Source organism: Megasphaera sp. UBA4382 (assembly GCF_002391155.1).
Taxonomy (GTDB): Bacteria; Bacillota; Negativicutes; order Veillonellales; family Megasphaeraceae; genus Megasphaera; species Megasphaera hexanoica.
The window spans coordinates 1-15,049 of record NZ_DGRS01000005.1 but is presented as its reverse complement, the minus strand read 5'-3'; the positions used below and the strand labels follow the sequence as shown (position 1 = coordinate 15,049).

The following is a 15,049-nucleotide window of genomic DNA, read 5'->3' as shown; positions in this document are numbered from 1 at the left end:
CATGGTCAATTCCGGCACGGAAGCCACCATGAGTGCCCTGCGCGTCGCCCGCGGTTTTACGGGCCGCGATAAAATCATCAAATTCCAGGGATGTTATCACGGCCATGCCGACAGTCTCCTGGTCAGCGCCGGCAGCGGTGCCGCCACCTTCGGCCAGCCCGACAGCCCCGGTGTTCCCGCTGCGACGGCTGCCGACACCATTACCCTTCCCTATAACGACAGTAAATCCTTCAACCGCATCATGGACGGTTTCGGCAACGACATCGCCGCCGTCATCGTCGAACCCGTTGCCGGCAATATGGGGCTGGTCCTGCCGGAGGAATCGTTCCTGCAGGCCCTGCGCAGCCAGACCCAGGCCCACGGCGCGATTCTCATTTTCGATGAAGTCATGTGCGGATTCCGTACGGCCCTCCACGGTGCCCAGGCCTATTATGGCATTACGCCGGACATGACCTGCCTCGGCAAAATCATCGGCGGCGGCCTGCCGGCAGCGGCCTATGGCGGCAAAGCCTATCTCATGGACTGCGTCTCCCCGGCCGGCCCCATCTATCAGGCCGGGACCCTTTCGGGCAACCCCCTGGCCATGACAGCAGGCATCGAAACGCTGCGCATCATCACGGAAGATCCGTCTTACACGGTGCGGGTAACGGCCCATACGACGACCCTTACGGAAGGTCTGCGTCAGAAAGCGGCCGAAGCGGGCGTAGCCGTCTGCGTACACCAGTCCGGTTCCATGTTCAGCCTGTTTTTCACCGACAAAGATGTGAAGAATTTCGCCGACTCGTCTGCCGCCGACCAGGACGCCTTTGCCGTCTATTTCCAATCCATGCTGGAACAGGGTATCTACCTGCCGCCGTCCCAGTTTGAAACGTGTTTCGTCTCCGGCGCCCACACCGATGACGACATCAGACGGACCATTGAAGCCGCCGGCACGGCCTTTGCCGCTGTCGCATCGTATCGTCAAAGCAGGTGATCGCCATGCGTCCCGATTATGAAATGCTGTCCCACCTGTCTCTGTTTTCCGGAATCCACACAGACAACCTGCAGGCCATGCTGCAATGCATCGGCGGCCGCTTCCAGACACTGCATAAGGGAGAATTCCCCATTCTGGCCCGGGATGAAGTCCCCTATGTCGGCATCATCCTTAAAGGGCGGATCCATATGATCCACGAAGACGCCTGGGGCGATACGGCCATCCTGTCTGCCATGGGGCCGGGCGAGTTGTTTGGCGAAACCTTCGCCTGCGGGACCAACCTGCACTCGTCTGCCACCTTCCAGGCCGTCCGTGAAACCCGCATTCTGGCGCTGCCCTTCCGCAAGGTCATCCATACCTGCCAGAACTCCTGCCCGTTCCACTATCAGCTCATCGAAAATATGCTGCGCATGGTATCCGATAAAAATGCCCGGCTCATGGAAAAACTGGAAATCGTTTCCAAAAAAACGCTGCGCCGCAAAATCCTGACCTATCTGTCTTTTCAGGCAGAGCTCCAGGAAAGCCGTACCTTCGAACTGCCTCTGAGCCGCACCCAGCTGGCCGACTATCTCTGCGCCGACCGCACAGCGGTCGCCCGGGAGCTGGCCCGGATGAAACAGGAAGGCCGGATCGATTTCGAAAAAAATACATTTACTCTTTTATAACAAACAGAGGCTGCCCCACTGTGCAAAAAAGCACGATGGGACAGCCTCTGTTTGATGTTTGAAGTCTGACGTTTGGGTTTGATGTTTGAGGTCTGAGGTTTGGCGTTTTCAGTTTGTTTCCGGTGGATATTCCATCTGGCAGCGGCCGGCATCGGATATGGGCTCTTTCTCCTGGAACAGGTCCGCAAGCGCCTGTTCTGCCCGGCCGGCCCGGACACGGTTCAGGGAATAATACACCCATTTTCCTTCTTTGCGGCTCGTCACCAGATGAGTTTCACATAATATTTTCATATGATGAGACAGTGTCGGCTGGGACAAGTGGACGTGTTCCAGAAGGACACAGGCACAGCGTTCGCCGTGCTGCAGCATAGAAAGGATGTGCAGGCGGTTCTCATCGCCCAAGGCCTTAAATAGTTTCGCTGTCTCTCCATACTCCATGTCATACTGCCTCCCGCTACACATAAATGATATTGATACTTATAACCTCTTTTATCTGTAGTGTACTATTGTTGAATACATTTGTCAATATAGAGAAACATGGAGGAGCGTATCCCTGCTGTTAAAACACCGTATGGATACGCTCCTCTTCGTGCGACTGATGGCAAATATTCTGTCCCTTACATCCGGAACGCTTCCCGGTGCTGGAACAGCAGCTCTGCCAGATGGACCGCCCTGGCCCCTCCCAGAAGCAGCCCTTCCATACAATAATGACAATAGGATACAACTTCATTTCCCTGAAAGCGCTGGCAATAATCACTCATGGCCTGTTTCTGTTCATCCGGCGTATACGGGCGGAACTTGTCCTGGGCATTGGCATTGCGGGAAAAGCGCTGCGGTGCCAGTTTCAGGTTGCGCGGTGGTGCCGGGCGCAGAACGGAAACGCCACAAAAATTCGTCTGTTCCCGGTTATCCGGCAATTCGGTTATCGAAACGCCCATGCGCTGCAACAGGGTCCGGACGGCATCCTGTTCCCCCATGCGGTCGAAGGCCCGCCAGCAGTCCTGAAGGATCATCGTCCGGCCCGTAAGTTCCGGCAAGGGAAACGATCCGTCCGCCGCGATGTATTCCCAGAGTGAGGTAACGATAACGCCGGGTTTCGATTCTTCCAGGATGGCCGAACAGTTGTGACAGAGGGAATACACCGTATCACCGGGCTGGAAATCTCCCGAGTCTGGCAGGGCCTGCCACTGTTCTTTGTACAAATCGGGCATGAGTCCCGTAAAATGGGGCAATTTGTATTTGGGCACACAGCAGCGCACGACCTGGATGCCATGGGCCGTCATATACTGCTGGATCATCTGGCTCAACTCCGGATAATGCCAGGTAAAGACACAACTGGCAATATAATATGTACTCATCATAAAACCTCCTTCAGACAGGAATACCGTCCGGCCATTGGCAGGCACGGCGTCTGTTCATATAAACAAACAGGACAGTACTGCACTGACAGTACTGCCCGTAGGAATTTATTTTTTCAGCGCCCCGATTCCATAGGGAATAGACAGGAACAGGACGGCGCCGACGATATTGCCCAGCGTAACGAAAAACAGGTTATAGGCATAGCCGCTGAGGCTGACGGCGGCATCGAAGGGAGCCAGCATGCCGACGGTGAGGACGGTCATATTGGCGATGCTGTGTTCAAACCCGCAGGTAAAGAAGGCGTAGAGACACCAGAATACCATGATGAGTTTGGCCACATCATTTTTCGTGCGGAAGCCGCACCAGACAGCCAGACAGACGAGGACATTACAGAGGATGCCCCGGGCAAAGAGCACCAGTGGCGGCAGGCTCATCTTCATGGCAGCCGCCGCAGCCAGAACCTTGCCCGTCGCCCCGACCGGACCGGCCGCCGCCAGAAAGAGCAGCGACAGGATGATGGCACCTGCCCAGTTTCCCAGGTAGCAGACGACCCACAACTTCAGTACGTCCCCGGCCGTCACGGTTTTAAGGCGAAGGCCGTTGAACATGACGAAGGCATTTCCCGTAAACAGTTCTGCCCCGGCAAGGACGACCAGACTCAGGGCGACGCCAAAGGACAGGCCCATGGCAATTTTCGTGAACGGCATAGCCCCCAGGGTGCCGCTTACCGTAAAGGATAAGAGGATACCAAAGCCGATATAGGCCCCGGCCAGTGCCGAGAGAAGGAAATATCCCAGAGGGTTCTTCCGGAGCATGCCGGCTTTCGCTGCCGCACCGGCAGCCGATGCGGCGTATTCGTCGTTGTACATGAGATTCTCCTTATTTGAGCGGCAACGGTTTCTGGAACACATCCAGATCGGCGGGGTTTACGTCCTTGCCTACATAGAACGGTTCCGATTTCAGGCCGACATAGCGGATACCAGACCAGTTGAGAGGACGATAAATTTCTGCTTTCTTCGGCAGATGTACGTCCTGAAGGATGAATTTGATGAATTCTTCCGGACCGGTACGGTCTACCATGTAGCCGATATGTTCCTTGCCGCCGGGAGCCGTCGGATCGATATATTTCTTGGCAAAGGCATATACGTTGGAAACGATTTTTACGACGCTGTCCGCATCGGCCCATTTAATGAAATCGACGCCCATGCGCGGATTCTTTTTGCCGGAGCGGCCCAGGAGGGTAATGCGGAAATACTGTTCCTTGCTGCGCGTCCAGGCGCGGTTCGGGCAGGCCCAGACGCATACGCCGCAGCCGATGCATTTTTCCACATTGCGGACCGGACGGAAATTCTTCATATGCAGGGCTTCTACGGAAAGCTGTTTGCACTTGCGGACGCACATGCCGCAGCTGACACACCGCGTGGGGTCGAACTGGGGTTCAGTCATGCCCATGATGCCGAAGTCATGCATACGCACTTTATCACAATCGTTGGGACATCCCGTAAGAGCGACCTTGACGTGAAGATCGTTAGGGAAAATAGCCTTTTCGATGCGTTTTGCCAGTGCCGTCGTATCGTAGTTGCCAAAGGGGCAGACGCGGTTGCCGATGCAGGCCATGACGTTCCGCGTACCGGACGCTTCAAAACCAGCGCCCCGTTCACTCTGATTGATGTCGAGTTCATCAATGATCGGTTGCAGTGCTTTCTTGACTTCTTCCACCTTGTCAAAGGGAATCCCCAGGATTTCAAAGCCCTGACGGATGGTCAGATGGACGTCGCCATTGCCATACGTTTCTGCAATATACTGAATCTGGCCCAATATCTTGGCATTCAGGGAGCCACCGGGGACACGTACACGGGCCGAAGCCACATCGCGATGCTTCGTTACCCGGAAAGCGTATTTCTTTAACTTACCACAATTCATATCCATGGCTATATCCCTCCTAGTCAATCATCGAACTGATTTTCGTATATTTGAACACCGGTCCGTCCTGGCAGATATAGATGTCGCCGATGCGGCAGTGACCGCATTTTCCCAGGCCGCAGCACATCTTGCGCGATTCGGACAGCCAGATATTTTCCACGTCGAAGCCGATTTTCTTCAACTCCAGGATGGAGAATTTAATCATCGGCGGTGGACCTACGACGACGGAGATGGCATTGGGCATGTCTTCAAAAGTCAGGTCAGGAATGTATTTGGTAACCATGCCGACGTGGCCCGTATAGCCTTCGGGAGCCCGGTCGACGGTAGTGATGAGGGAAATTCCTTTTTCAGCCCAACGTTTCTGATCTTCCTTAAAGAGAATGTCGTCCGGCGATTTAAAGCCGACAATGACTGTCAGCTTCTTGCATTCATCCATGTGGTCGGCAAAGTAATCGATGACGCCGTGGATAGGCGACAGGCCCGACCCGCCGGCGACGAGGATGATTTCCTTGCCCTTGAACATATTGACATCGAAGCCGTTGCCATAGGGTCCGCGCATGAAGAAATAATCGCCGACGTAGTTTTCGAAGATTTCGTCCGTCAGCGAGCCGACGCGGCGGATGGTGAAATCGAGGGAATGGTCCGTAATACCGCTGACGGAAATAGGCGCTTCCCCGTATTTCGGGATGGAAATTTCAAAAAACTGGCCCGGCTTGACCGGATGTTCGTCGCCGCGGTCATAGGACATGCGGAATGTATATTCCAGTTCGGCATGTTTGATGACTTCCAGAATTTCCGAACGGAAAGGCAGATATTCATTATTGACCATTTTCCAGTACCTCCTTCATGCCCTGGGGCAGCTTTTCATTAATGCAGTGAGTGAGCGAAATGTATTCCGGACAGATGGCATCACAGCGGCCGCAGCCTACGCACATCTGAAAACCGGCTCTCTTCTTGAAATCGAGGACTTTGTGCAGTACCTTGAAGCGCATCCGTTCGCCCGCTTTCTGCCGGAAACAGCCCCCGCCGGCGACGAGCGTATAGTCGTCGAACATGCAGCTCGTCTGTACACGGCGCCGTTCACCGGCCTTGCCGTTTTCCGTGTAGAAGATATCCTGCATGGACCAGCAGGTACAGGTCGGGCAGGCCAGGGTGCAGCGGCCGCATTTGATGCAGCGTTTGTCGTATTCATCCCAGATAGAACTCTTGGCGATGGCCGATGTCAGGTTGTCCGGGATATGGACTTCCACATCGTCTTTTTCCACGTGATCGGCTGTCACGTCGCAAGTTCCTTCGGCATGATTTTTCAGGGCAGCCGCCAGGGTTTCATCAGGACAGTCCACATAATACATGCCATCTTTAAAATTGACAGCCGCATCATAATTGGTGCTCACGTTGGTACCCATAGACACGCAGAAGCAGCCGTCAAAGGTATGGTCACAGCCCATGACGACGAATTTCACCTTGTCCCGCAGAGTCTTATAGTAGTAATCTTCCGGCCCGTTCTGGAGGAACATATAATCGAGTCGTTTCACGGCATGCAGATCGCAGCTGCGCAGGAAAATGATGGCTCCTTTTTTGGGAAATTCCGATTCCTGCACGCTGTGTTCCGTAAAGTAGAACAACACCTGACATACAGGAATCAGGATTTCTTTAAAGGAATAATCAGACCGTGCGTCCCAGACGATATCGGCGGGATCGGTCACTTTGCCATAACGGATGACATCGGTTTCGGAAAACCGGCCCGTACCGGCAAATACGGTAGGAGCGTACACATCGTACGTCCCGGACCAGGATTTAAAGGCGTCGGCCAGAGCCCGTCTGCTCAATTGATACCCCATTCTGTTACCTTCTTTCTCTTGTATTCACAAGAAACCATAACAAAAAAACTGTAATTTATAACCAAAAGAAAAATTTCACATACTATGTCGTAATAGTACGGTATCGCATTGACAAGTGTATGCTATCAGAAAAAATGAGTTCCTTCTGTTGCTATGGCAACGAAAAGAGCTCATTTTGCTGTTTACCTATATCTATATTTCATTCTTAATCATTTTAATTTGCACATAGGTAATCTTTATTTCTTATTGATTTATCTAGCAGACATGTTACATTATTTTATGATTTATTTACAATCTGTGTGTTCCCGCAAATGGTGTCGATCCAGGCAAAGAGTTCGTCCAGATCATAGTCTCCGGCGTGGCCCCGTCCCCAGGGAACGGCAAAATCTACGTCATGGCCGGTCTGCTGCAGGCACAGGGCCAGAATAGCCGGTACGACCAGAGACGTGTCACGGTCTTTGCTGCCATGGCGGATCCGCCAGTGGGGAGCAGTGGTGACATCCCGTTTGCCGATGAAATAAAGCGGATTCAGGAGATGAATGAGTTTACTATCCGCCTGGTATGCTTTACCGGCTGTATTATATTTCTTCCCCCAGGGAGTGAAATGACGGGCATTGATGGTTGCACTACCGAATTCACTGTTTTCCCCTGCTGAAAGGTCCAGCGAGTCGAAGGCAGGAGCTGCCTTGAGACGGGTTGCATACACGGCGTATTTTCCCAGATCCATATCGGTTACAACGCCATTGTGGATGGTCAGCCAGTCCATACCGGACAGGTCCGTTCCTGAATCGAGAGCCGTCTGGGCCGATTTCATGTATAATTTCTTGATATATTCCTTGAACGTCCCTTCGCCGTTCTTGTCCAGAGTCAGAGCTGTTCCGTCAGGAGCCGTAAGGTGCAGTCTGTTCACATAGGCAGGAAAGGCCTTGCGCAGGACGGCGGAAACGGCTTTCTGCTGGTCGCTCATTTCCGTGCCTTTCTGTTCTTCTGCCGGTGCATCGGCAGGCCGGTCCAGGACGAGCATATTCTGATTGTTGCTGTCCGTACTGCCCGGGCTGGCAACGACCGGTCCCGGCCCCATGGGAATCGTCTGACCGCCGGCCTGGAGAAATGCAGGCATCGCCCCTATGGCATTATTCTGATGATAGTCCGTCACGTCTCCAAAGACCCATTCATAGGCCATATCGGCATGTTCCAGATCGGTAATAGGGCAATAATCACTGGAGGCAAAGATATCGTCCCGTTCCTCTGCTGCCCCCAGGGCTTTGAGATACGGTTCGTACTCTTTGCTGTTCCCCGTCGCCCCGATGAGGGCCGAAAGGGCGCCGCCGGCACTGGTACCATTGGAAATGATTTTTTCTGTATCGCCGGGAAGGACTCCTTTATTGTGGCGCAGGTAGCGGATGGCAGCTTTCATATCGACCAGAAGCGCCGGGGCCTTGCCTGTATAGGTGCCATCGGCAGCCTGATTCGTCCGGCCTCTGGCACCGGGAGCCGCTACGACGCAGCCCCGTGCCAGGGCGGCCAGTATGGCGTTAGGACCGCCCTGCCGCTGATCGTATTCTGACGGCTGTCCTGCCTTGCCCGGCATATAACCGCCGACGGTATTGGGCAGAAATATGGGGGCCGTCTGCGCCGTATACCCATGGACGGATTTTCCTTCAAAGTATTCTTCCGGCACGTAGATATTCATGGACTGATATGTCGTATCGACGGGGTGTGCGACGTAGACTTTATTTTCATAGGCCCGGAACACGATGTGTTTTCCCTCGTACTGCATCGTATCGACAGCATAATCCGACACATCCAGATCCAGACTATAGGTCTGCTGCGATTTCTGCGTTGTCTGTTGTGTCTGTTGTGTCTGTTGTGTCTGTTGTGTCTGCTGTGTCTGCTGTAATTGCTGCGTTGTCTGCTGTGCCGGAACGGCAGTGGTCCCGGTCGTATCGGCTGCATATACGGCCCCGGTGCACAGCATCGCTGCCACCACGGCTGTCGTGAGTTGCTTCTTCATACCTATCCCTCCGGATATTTTATATATTGAGAATTATATTTAATTCGTCCCATGATGTAGTATACCATAGAAAAAAGACAGATTTGTCACAATTTTTAGTAATCTTTTCCATACAGCCTGTTCTGTCTTTTTTACTGCTTTTTTCTATGATATACTTAATAAAACATACAGTACCCCACGTATGTTTCCGTTATATCGTAACTCATTCCTATTTTCAAAAGGTGATTCCATGAAGCTGAATAAAAAAATCACAGCCGCCATCGCTGTCATTATCATTGCTGCCTGTGCCGGCGGCTGGTATTACTACCAGACACAACAGAAGGCCCAGCAGGCATCCGCCGTCGAAACGGCCCAGGTAGAACGCATGAATCTCACATCCAAAGTCTCTGCGACCGGTACGATCCGCCCTGTCGATTCTGTCGAAGTCTCACCGAAAATCACAGCCCGTATCAGTCAGGTCCTGGTCAAGGAAAACGACCAGGTCACAGCCGGCCAGACCGTAGCCACGCTGGATGGCAAGGATTATCAGGCCAAATACGATCAGGCCCAGTATAAAGTCACCAATACGCGCCTCGACTACGAACGGTATAAGATGCTCTATGACCAGGGTGCCGGTACCAAACAGACACTGGATAATGCCGAATACGAATACAAGACGGCCCTTTCCAATCTGAGCGCCGCCGAATCGGATCTGGCAGAAACGACGATCACCGCCCCCATGAGCGGCGTCGTCGTCGGGGAACCCAAGCCAGCCGGTACCATGGCCGTACAGGGAAACAGCAACCCGACGGTCATCATGCGCATCGCCGATACGAGCAAAAAGCAGATCATGGCTAAAATAGATGAAACGGATATCGGCAATATCAAAGTCGGCCAGGATGCCACCTTCACCGTCGATACCTATACCAATCAGACTTTTACGGCTCACGTGTCCAAGATTTCCCAGACCGATACGAGCAATACGTGGGATACGAACGGCACGAGCACTTCATCTAGTTCGTCTTCTTCGTCGGCCAGCGTCATTTATTACTATGTCACCCTCGACGTGGATGACCCCGATGACGTACTGCGCCTCGGCATGACCGCCCGGGTAGAAATCAACACAGCCGAAAAAGAGGATGCTCTGGTCGTCCCCATCGCCGCCCTCAAGACCAACGACAACGGATCCTACGTACTGCGCGTCAATACCAGCGGCCAGACCGAACAGGTTCCGGTCACGACGGGGATCTACAGCGATGAATACGTGGAAATCCTGTCGGGCCTTTCTGAAGGAGACAGCGTTTCCGTTTCCTATAATGCCCCATCCAAATCTTCTTCCCAGTCATCCAATTCCAACAGACGACAGGGACCGCCGCCCATGTAATCAGGAGGCATCACCATGAATCATGTCATTGAATTAACCGACATCAAAAAGATTTATCACATCGGCGGAGAAGATTTTGCCGCCCTGGCCGGCATTACCCTGAATATCGAAGAGGGGGAATTTGCCGCCCTCATGGGACCGTCGGGTTCCGGTAAATCGACACTCATGAATATCCTCGGCTGTCTCGACAGGCCGACGTCCGGCTCGTACCGGCTGGGCGGCAAAGAAGTAGCCAACCTGAGCGACGACGAACTGGCCTCCGTCCGCAACCAGCACATCGGCTTTGTCTTCCAGAATTTCAATCTCCTCTCCCGCATCTCCGCTCTCGACAACGTGGCCCTGCCCCTGGTCTACGCCGGCGTAGGCCACAAAGAACGGACCCAGCGGGCCATGGAAAAGCTGAAAGCAGTCGGCCTGGAAACCTGGGCCCACCACAAGCCCAACGAACTCTCCGGCGGCCAGCGCCAGCGCGTCGCCATTGCCAGGGCTCTGGTGAATAATCCCCATATCATCATGGCCGACGAACCGACAGGCAACCTCGATACAAAATCGACGCGGGACATCATGGGTCTCTTCGAAGCCCTTCATGAAGAACACAAGACCATCATCCTGGTCACGCATGAACCGGAAATCGCCGCCTGTGCCAACCGGCAGCTCCTCTTGTGTGACGGCAGAATCACCAAAGATGCCGGAAAGGGGGTCGTCATGGATGTTGTTTAGTGAAAGCGTACAGATTGCCGTGACGGCACTCTTGTCCAATAAACTGCGCTCCATCCTGACCATGCTGGGCATCATCATCGGTGTCGGCGCCGTCATCGCCATGATTTCCATCGGCATGGGCGTGCGCCAGAACGTCACCAATTCCATTGCCAGCCTGGGCAGCAATATGCTCATCGTCACACCGGGCTCGACCAATAAGGGGGGCGTCCGATCGGCCGCCGGTTCCGGCCAGAAACTGAAATACGACGACGCCGAAGCCATCAAAAAGAAAATCAAAAATATTGACTATGTTTCGCCGACCGTCAACAGTTCCTATCAGGTCGTAAACGGCAATCAGAACTGGAACACCTCCGTATACGGCGTGACACCGGAATACCTCCACATCCGCTCTCTCAACGTCCAGAGCGGTTCCTTTATCACCAACAATGATTTGAAATCGCGCAACCGCGTTGCCGTCATCGGGACGACGGTCGCATCCAATCTGTTCGATACATCCAATCCCGTCGGCAAGACAATCCGCATCAACAACCAGCCTTACCGTATCATCGGCGTACTGGAAAGCAAGGGCCAGTCTTCCATGGGCCAGGACCAGGACGACATGGTCATCGTGCCTCTCACGACTGCTCAGGAACGTCTTCTGGGCATCACCTACGTGCGTTCCATCAATATCCAGGTCTCCCGCTCTGATAAAATCGAACAGGTGCAAAGTGAAGTGGAAACACTGCTGCGCCAGCGCCACCACATCACAGGGGACAAGGAAGACGACTTCACCGTCCGCAACCTGACCAGCCTCATGGAAACCATGACCAGCACGACGACTATGCTGACCCTGTTTCTGGGAAGCATTGCCGCTATCTCCCTTATCGTCGGTGGCATCGGCATCATGAACATCATGATGGTATCGGTCACAGAACGGACGCGGGAAATCGGCATCCGCAAGGCCCTGGGCGCCACCTTCCAGAATATCATGATGCAGTTCCTCATCGAATCGGTCGTCATCGGTGTCATCGGCGGCCTGCTGGGCATCGCCTGCGGCGTCGGCATCGCCCTTACCATTGCAAAAGCCGGACTCTTCCAGACGGTCATCACGGCGGCACCGATCATCATTTCCTTCAGCTTCTCCGTCGGCATCGGCCTGTTCTTCGGCATCTATCCGGCGCGGAAAGCGGCCCGCCTCGATCCCATCGAAGCCTTGCGCTACGAATAGTGAAGGAGAGTACGACGGCCCCGGCCTTAACCACGACGAACGCCAAGCAGCAAAGAGCGCTGCCACACGAAACAGAGATTTCTTTGTGTGGCAGCGTTTTTCATTGAACACTGAGACAAATTACAGTGATTTTAATTTCTCATCATCCGGAAGTACCCTCTGTCCTTTTCAAGCGATGGCGAATGTAGTACAATGAATAGTGTTGTATAGCCAATATATACTCATTATCGCATATAAAAGGAGGTCATTTTATGGCTCACGTAAATGAAAATTACTTAAAACTTCCTGGCAATTATCTCTTTGCTACCATTGCCAAAAAAGTTGCAGCCTATTCCAAGGCCCATCCCGACGCGGACATCATCCGTCTCGGTATCGGCGACGTAACCCGCCCGCTGGCTCCGGCCATCATCGAAGCGATGCATAAAGCTGTCGATGAAATGGGAAAAGCCGAAACGTTCCGCGGCTATGGTCCCGAACAAGGCTATGATTTTCTCCGTCAGGCCATCATTGACGGAGATTATAAAACGCGCGGTATCGATCTGGAACTGGACGAAGTCTTCGTCGGTGACGGTTCCAAGACCGACGTTGCCTGCATCCAGGAAATCTTTGGCAGCGACCTGACCTTTGCCGTAGCCGATCCGGTCTACCCCGTATACCTCGACTCCAACGTCATGTGCGGCCACACCGGTGTATACCATGCCGAAACAGGCAGATACGATGGCGTCGTCTATCTGCCCTGCACACCGGAAAACGGCTTCAAAGCCCAGCCGCCGAAAGAAAAGGTCGATATTGTCTACCTCTGCAACCCGTCCAACCCGACCGGTACAGCCATGAGCAAAGAAGAACTGGAAAACTGGGTCCGGGCTGCTAAGGAAAACAATTTCGTCATCATCTACGATTCGGCCTATGAAACATATATTACCGAACCGGACGTTCCCCACAGCATTTTCGAAGTAGAAGGCGCCAAAGACGTGGCAATCGAACTGCGCTCTTACTCCAAGTGCGCCGGCTTCACCGGCACGCGCTGCTCCTACGTCGTCGTTCCCCATGCCTGCAAAGCCTATAAAGCCGACGGCACGGCAGTGGAACTGAATCCGCTCTGGAACCGCCGCCAGTGTACCTTCTTCAACGGCACACCGTACGTCGTACAGCGCGCAGCTGAAGCATACTACAGCCCGGAAGGCCAGAAACAGTGCCTGGCTGATGTCGATTACTACATGGAAAACGCCCATATCATCCGCGACGGCCTGACCGAAGCCGGCTACACCGTATATGGCGCGACCAACTCCCCTTATGCCTGGGTACAGACACCTAACGGCATGAAGAGCTGGGATTTCTTCGACCTCCTGCTGGAAAAAGCCCACGTCGTTACCACGCCGGGTTCCGGATTCGGCCCCCACGGTGAAGGCTACCTCCGCCTTACGGCATTCGGCACACGGGAAAACACTATCGCTGCCGTAAAACGCATTGCCGATCTGCACATCATAAAATAAGAAATAGAGAAAGGACTGCTCACTCATGAGTACCAATCTGGAAATAGGCATTGTCGGACTGCCGAACGTAGGCAAGAGCACCTTGTTCAATGCCATTACCAAAGCCGGAGCAGAAGCGGCTAATTATCCATTCTGCACGATTGAACCGAACGTCGGCGTCGTCGAAGTCCCGGATAACCGCATCCAGGTTCTGACCGACATGTACCATCCCAAACGCACCATTCCGGCCGTCACCCGTTTCGTCGATATTGCCGGCCTCGTCGCCGGGGCATCCAAAGGTGAAGGTCTGGGGAACAAATTCCTCAGCCACATCCGCGAAACCGATGCCATTGCCGAAGTTGTCCGTTGCTTTGAAGACAGCAATATCACCCACGTATCGGGCTCCATTGACCCTGTACGCGACGTCGATGTCATCAACACGGAACTGTGCCTGGCCGATATCGAAACGACACAGAAACGGGCCGACCGCATCGCCAAAGTCGCCCAGTGCGGCGATAAAACGGCCAAGGCCGAATACGACGTACTGAAAAAAGTACTGGCCTGCCTGGAAAATGGCGAACCGGCCCGTAAGGCAGGACTCACCAAGGATGAACTGCCACAGGTCCACGATCTCAACCTGCTGACGCTCAAGCCGATTCTCTATATCGCCAACGTGGCCGAAGACGAAGCATCGGATCCCGATTCCAATCCCCACGTACAGGCACTGCGGGCTTTTGCCGAAAAAGAAGGGTCGGAAGTCGTCGCCGTCTCTGCTAAAATCGAAGCGGAAATCGCCGAACTGCCCGATGATGAAGCCCAGGTCTTCCTGGAAGAACTGGGACTTCCCGAAGCCGGCCTCGATAAACTGATCAAAGCAAGCTACGCCATGCTGGGCCTTATCAATTTCTTTACGGCCGGTGCCGACGAAGTCCGCGCCTGGACCATCGTCAAAGGCACGAAAGCCCAGAAAGCAGCCGGTAAGATCCATACCGATATCGAACGGGGCTTTATCCGCGCTGAAATCGTTTCCTACGATGACCTCATTGCCTGCGGCAGTGAACAGGCCGCCAAGGAAAAAGGCCTCGTCCGCCTGGAAGGCAAGGATTACGTCATGCAGGATGGCGATGTCACCTACTTCCGGTTTAACGTCTGATAGGTCATCCCTGCCTGCTCCTGGCAGGCAGAATATTCCTGTCCTGCGTCAACACCAACAGCAAGGGACTTACGCATGAAGGTTTCTACTACCATACGTAAGTCCCTTTTACTGTATAGTTTGTAGTTTATAGAAAATGATTTAACCTAATCCGCCTTCATCCTCCACCTCTTAGGTGGGGGATGAAGGCGGGTAGGAAGAGTTTCCTTGGCTGAAAGAAGTGGACAGTCTTGCTCTTGCCAATGCACAGATGAACCTGAACAAGGCATACAACAATTTTTTTCGCAACCGAAAACATTTCGGCAAACCGCACTTCAAGTCTAAGAAGACAGGACACTGCTCATATTCTACGAACAATC

At 53.6% G+C, this 15,049-nt stretch carries 14 protein-coding genes; 7 read left to right on the top strand and 7 right to left on the bottom strand.

Translation table 11 applies throughout. The features are described from left to right. A partial coding sequence (locus B4H10_RS00280) for a glutamate-1-semialdehyde 2,1-aminomutase (protein ID WP_292017966.1) occupies positions 1–973 on the top strand: 973 nt, incomplete at its 5' end. 5 nt (positions 974–978) lie between these two features. Further along, positions 979–1,638: a Crp/Fnr family transcriptional regulator gene (locus B4H10_RS00275; RefSeq protein WP_059076047.1), complete on the top strand. Its 660-nt coding sequence runs from the start codon at positions 979–981 to the stop codon at positions 1,636–1,638. Between the two features lie 108 nt (positions 1,639–1,746). Here the strand turns inward: B4H10_RS00275 and B4H10_RS00270 are convergent, their stop codons facing one another. The 7 genes from B4H10_RS00270 to B4H10_RS00240 form a co-directional block, all read right to left on the bottom strand. Beyond that, positions 1,747–2,076, bottom strand: a complete 330-nt coding sequence (locus tag B4H10_RS00270) for an ArsR/SmtB family transcription factor (RefSeq protein WP_170087237.1) — start codon at positions 2,074–2,076, stop codon at positions 1,747–1,749. A gap of 179 nt (positions 2,077–2,255) precedes the next feature. Then, positions 2,256–2,999, bottom strand: a complete 744-nt coding sequence (locus B4H10_RS00265) for a hypothetical protein (protein ID WP_292017965.1) — start codon at positions 2,997–2,999, stop codon at positions 2,256–2,258. A gap of 105 nt (positions 3,000–3,104) precedes the next feature. Continuing rightward, positions 3,105–3,866 (bottom strand): formate/nitrite transporter family protein, encoded by a 762-nt coding sequence (locus B4H10_RS00260; protein WP_292017964.1) that lies wholly within the window; start codon positions 3,864–3,866, stop codon positions 3,105–3,107. A gap of 10 nt (positions 3,867–3,876) precedes the next feature. Beyond that, positions 3,877–4,926, bottom strand: a complete 1,050-nt coding sequence (asrC, locus tag B4H10_RS00255; RefSeq protein ID WP_075581916.1) for a sulfite reductase subunit C — start codon at positions 4,924–4,926, stop codon at positions 3,877–3,879. 13 nt (positions 4,927–4,939) lie between these two features. Then, positions 4,940–5,749: an anaerobic sulfite reductase subunit AsrB gene (asrB, locus tag B4H10_RS00250; protein WP_075581915.1), complete on the bottom strand. Its 810-nt coding sequence runs from the start codon at positions 5,747–5,749 to the stop codon at positions 4,940–4,942. Then, the gene (gene asrA / locus B4H10_RS00245; RefSeq protein WP_059076041.1) at positions 5,739–6,761 is read right to left on the bottom strand and encodes an anaerobic sulfite reductase subunit AsrA; all 1,023 of its coding nucleotides are present in this window, start codon (positions 6,759–6,761) and stop codon (positions 5,739–5,741) included. Before asrA ends, asrB begins: the two co-directional genes overlap by 11 nt. A gap of 277 nt (positions 6,762–7,038) precedes the next feature. After that, positions 7,039–8,775, bottom strand: coding sequence for a subtype B tannase (locus B4H10_RS00240; protein ID WP_292017963.1), 1,737 nt, complete (start codon positions 8,773–8,775; stop codon positions 7,039–7,041). A gap of 229 nt (positions 8,776–9,004) precedes the next feature. Here B4H10_RS00240 and B4H10_RS00235 point away from each other — a divergent pair, with 229 nt between their 5' ends. From B4H10_RS00235 to ychF, 5 genes are all read left to right on the top strand, one after another. Beyond that, positions 9,005–10,138 (top strand): efflux RND transporter periplasmic adaptor subunit, encoded by a 1,134-nt coding sequence (locus tag B4H10_RS00235; protein ID WP_292017962.1) that lies wholly within the window; start codon positions 9,005–9,007, stop codon positions 10,136–10,138. A 15-nt stretch (positions 10,139–10,153) separates the two neighbouring features. Next, positions 10,154–10,858: an ABC transporter ATP-binding protein gene (locus B4H10_RS00230; protein ID WP_113855365.1), complete on the top strand. Its 705-nt coding sequence runs from the start codon at positions 10,154–10,156 to the stop codon at positions 10,856–10,858. Further along, complete coding sequence (locus B4H10_RS00225; RefSeq protein ID WP_059076037.1) at positions 10,848–12,065, top strand: ABC transporter permease; 1,218 nt, start codon at positions 10,848–10,850, stop codon at positions 12,063–12,065. Before B4H10_RS00230 ends, B4H10_RS00225 begins: the two co-directional genes overlap by 11 nt. 251 nt (positions 12,066–12,316) lie before the next feature. Continuing rightward, positions 12,317–13,558, top strand: coding sequence for an LL-diaminopimelate aminotransferase (locus B4H10_RS00220; RefSeq protein WP_075581912.1), 1,242 nt, complete (start codon positions 12,317–12,319; stop codon positions 13,556–13,558). Positions 13,559–13,583: 25 nt separating this feature from the next. Continuing rightward, the gene (gene ychF, locus B4H10_RS00215; RefSeq protein ID WP_059076035.1) at positions 13,584–14,690 is read left to right on the top strand and encodes a redox-regulated ATPase YchF; all 1,107 of its coding nucleotides are present in this window, start codon (positions 13,584–13,586) and stop codon (positions 14,688–14,690) included. The last annotated feature ends 359 nt before the right edge of the window (positions 14,691–15,049 follow it).

Excerpts from the sequence above, each read along its gene's own strand:
- B4H10_RS00235 (WP_292017962.1), top strand. The coding sequence starts at position 9,005 with ATGAAGCTGAATAAAAAAATCACAGCCGCCATCGCTGTCATTATCATT.
- B4H10_RS00225 (WP_059076037.1), top strand. The coding sequence starts at position 10,848 with ATGTTGTTTAGTGAAAGCGTACAGATTGCCGTGACGGCACTCTTGTCC.
- B4H10_RS00220 (WP_075581912.1), top strand. The coding sequence starts at position 12,317 with ATGGCTCACGTAAATGAAAATTACTTAAAACTTCCTGGCAATTATCTC.
- asrA (WP_059076041.1), bottom strand. The coding sequence starts at position 6,761 with ATGGGGTATCAATTGAGCAGACGGGCTCTGGCCGACGCCTTTAAATCC.
- B4H10_RS00275 (WP_059076047.1), top strand. The coding sequence starts at position 979 with ATGCGTCCCGATTATGAAATGCTGTCCCACCTGTCTCTGTTTTCCGGA.
- B4H10_RS00230 (WP_113855365.1), top strand. The coding sequence starts at position 10,154 with ATGAATCATGTCATTGAATTAACCGACATCAAAAAGATTTATCACATC.
- asrC (WP_075581916.1), bottom strand. The coding sequence starts at position 4,926 with ATGGATATGAATTGTGGTAAGTTAAAGAAATACGCTTTCCGGGTAACG.
- B4H10_RS00260 (WP_292017964.1), bottom strand. The coding sequence starts at position 3,866 with ATGTACAACGACGAATACGCCGCATCGGCTGCCGGTGCGGCAGCGAAA.
- ychF (WP_059076035.1), top strand. The coding sequence starts at position 13,584 with ATGAGTACCAATCTGGAAATAGGCATTGTCGGACTGCCGAACGTAGGC.
- B4H10_RS00270 (WP_170087237.1), bottom strand. The coding sequence starts at position 2,076 with ATGGAGTATGGAGAGACAGCGAAACTATTTAAGGCCTTGGGCGATGAG.
- B4H10_RS00265 (WP_292017965.1), bottom strand. The coding sequence starts at position 2,999 with ATGATGAGTACATATTATATTGCCAGTTGTGTCTTTACCTGGCATTAT.
- asrB (WP_075581915.1), bottom strand. The coding sequence starts at position 5,749 with ATGGTCAATAATGAATATCTGCCTTTCCGTTCGGAAATTCTGGAAGTC.
- B4H10_RS00240 (WP_292017963.1), bottom strand. The coding sequence starts at position 8,775 with ATGAAGAAGCAACTCACGACAGCCGTGGTGGCAGCGATGCTGTGCACC.